Source organism: Mucilaginibacter arboris, from assembly GCF_009754915.1.
In the GTDB taxonomy this organism is placed as follows: Bacteria; Bacteroidota; Bacteroidia; order Sphingobacteriales; family Sphingobacteriaceae; genus Mucilaginibacter_A; species Mucilaginibacter_A arboris.
In genome coordinates this window covers 1-2,328 of sequence record NZ_WPIK01000039.1, presented here as the reverse complement: position 1 = coordinate 2,328, position 2,328 = coordinate 1, and the positions used below count along the sequence as shown (strand labels likewise).

At 36.3% G+C, this 2,328-nt stretch carries 3 protein-coding genes; all 3 read right to left on the bottom strand.

Annotated elements, in window-relative coordinates; translation table 11 throughout:
* Positions 1-767: 767 nt before the first annotated feature.
* The 3 genes from GO621_RS18565 to GO621_RS18555 all read right to left on the bottom strand — a co-directional run bounded on the left by GO621_RS18565 (position 768) and on the right by GO621_RS18555 (position 2,262).
* Positions 768-1,310: a cupin domain-containing protein gene (locus GO621_RS18565; RefSeq protein WP_157569875.1), complete on the bottom strand. Its 543-nt coding sequence runs from the start codon at positions 1,308-1,310 to the stop codon at positions 768-770.
* 224 nt (positions 1,311-1,534) lie between these two features.
* Positions 1,535-1,924 carry a type II toxin-antitoxin system VapC family toxin gene (locus GO621_RS18560; RefSeq protein ID WP_157569873.1) on the bottom strand — a complete coding sequence of 130 codons (390 nt, stop codon included), beginning with the start codon at positions 1,922-1,924 and terminating at the stop codon, positions 1,535-1,537.
* Complete coding sequence (locus GO621_RS18555; RefSeq protein WP_157569871.1) at positions 1,909-2,262, bottom strand: hypothetical protein; 354 nt, start codon at positions 2,260-2,262, stop codon at positions 1,909-1,911. Before GO621_RS18555 ends, GO621_RS18560 begins: the two co-directional genes overlap by 16 nt.
* Positions 2,263-2,328: the final 66 nt, after the last annotated feature.

The following is a 2,328-nucleotide window of genomic DNA, read 5'->3' as shown; positions in this document are numbered from 1 at the left end:
TTCAAGGCTTGGCGAAGAACTGAAATTAGAAATCCGTCAGCCGAAAACCAAAGCTGAATTTATAACAAAAAGTTCAATACTGTTTTTATCAGCTAAATTTTGTTCCATCTGTTGAAACTGAAGTAAAACAGTGAAACAAAAGTTCAATAACTTCCTTCAGCCAGTTTTTTGCCAAACCAATGTTACGTGTAGCTTAATTTTTTAACAGGCAAAATCAGTTTTCTATTTTGGAAATTAGGTCGCAAAACCAAAACTTACTGAACTATATTAAACTTAAAATTTCCAGGTCTAGCGTTTTTTTACACAAAAGTCGCAAGCACATTTTTAACAAATATTGCTTTTTTGATTGAAAAAGAAGTCAGCAAACAATGCTGTTTTTATCTGGTAAAAATTAGAGCGGCGAAAGTCAACCAAAAAATTTTGCTTAAAAAAGCATAATAAAAGTCGGCGAAAATTAAAAGTCAAACTTGCAATTGTTAAAAATTCAGTTTGCAAGTCATTCGGCGTTTTGCAGGTCTTAAGTTACACGTAACGAACAAGTATTGCTGCAGTTTGGGCATTTGAAAAACGTCAAGCCGGCACTGCTGCTGATAGCTGAACGGTTGTTGATGTTTTGTTCAATAGCTAAATTTATAACGTCACGCCGGAACTGAAGCTGAATTTTTTACTGCTGCCGATGCTTACTATGTCCAGCCCAAATTGCAGCAATACTCATGTTGCCTGCAGTTTTATTCCATCATTAAATTTCTGTACTTTTTAATAATTAGTTACTTACAGTATTTTTCCAAGAGTTGTTGTTCTATTCCTTTCTTCCTCGCTCTTGCGGCAATAAACTTTAAAAGTGGCGTTGTCAGTGACATTAAACCAGGCAAACGCATGTCGCTCATTATCCCGCAAACTGCTAAATGAGTAAGATTTTTTGGCACTCCTTTGTCGTTATATAGTCCGTCTGCTGCTAAGCCATGTAAAATTCTTAATGTATTTTCGAAACCTTTGTGTCCAGGATGAACTTCGTTCCTGAATTTGATTTCCGCTTCTCCAGCATTAAAAAAGCGATGTACTTCTCCTTTCTTTACAAGGTATGATTCTCCTGGCTTTAATCTTACTATCCGCTTATGTTTCAATTCCAGATGTAATTCTCCTTCTATTGCAGTAAATTTCTCGGTATAAGTTGTATGATAATGCAATGGATTTCCCCCTCCTGCCGCTATAGTAATTTCCAAATCAGAAACTGCTCCATTCGTTTCATCTGCAGTTTTAACGAACGTTACTGCTTCTTTCAAGACAGGATTTACAATTGTTCTGGACATTTTACGGGTATTTATTATCTTTTCTGTATAAAACGCATAAAATTTTAATCAGAAATAGTTGAGAAAAAAATACGCGCCAAAATTGCAGGCAACGGAAAAGGCTTGGCGAAGAACTGGAATTTAAAACTTTTCTGCCAAGAGCTGCACTAAAGATAAAAAGAAATCCAAAAGTTCAGTAACTTCCCTCCGCCGGTTTTTTGCCAAACCAATGTTGTGTGTTCGCCTTATTCTACAATGTTTAGTTCATCAATGCGGTCGAAATGCTTTTTGTTTAAAGTTACAAAAGGTAAATTATTCGTAAGGGCAGTCGCCGCGATAAAAAGGTCAGCGGTGTCAATCAGTTTTCGTTTACGTTTTAGCGCTTTGTTCAGTTCAACTGCTACCTTAGCAACTGATCTGTCAAAAGGTAAAACTTCTGTTTTCTGCAAGAAGTTGTCCCAAAAGTCAACCTGACCTAAAGTCGCGCCAGTATAAATTTCGTATTCTGTCACTGCCGAAATATGGTAAGTAAAACCTTGTCTTACTAACGATACCAAAGCTGAGTTTGCTTTGTCAGTCTTACGAAAAAGATCAATAAGAATAGATGTGTCAACCAGAACTATTTTGTCCGCCATTGATTAATAGCTTTTCTGGTTTTGGCAATTTCGTCAAGTTGCTTTTTAGTAAAAGTAGGAGCTGTAAGCAAGAAAGCTTCAAGGTCAGACACTTCTTTGTCGGTTATTTTTTCTTTATCTACTTCTTGTTTAAGTTTTGACCATTGGTTTTCCGGCAAGTGTTTGACTAACTGAACCAATTGCTCAAAAGCTATTTCTATCTGTGCTTGCATAGTCAAATTTAAGAAGTTTTTGTCAAATTGCGAATTGTCGGCAAGGTGACACACAACGGAAAAGGCTTGGCGAAGAACTGGTAGTTGAAACCCGTCAGCCGAAACCAAAGTTAAATTAATGTTCAAAAGTTGATGCTTCTTTTACCAGCTAAATTTATGTTCCTTCAGCTGAAACTTAAGCAAAATAGCAAA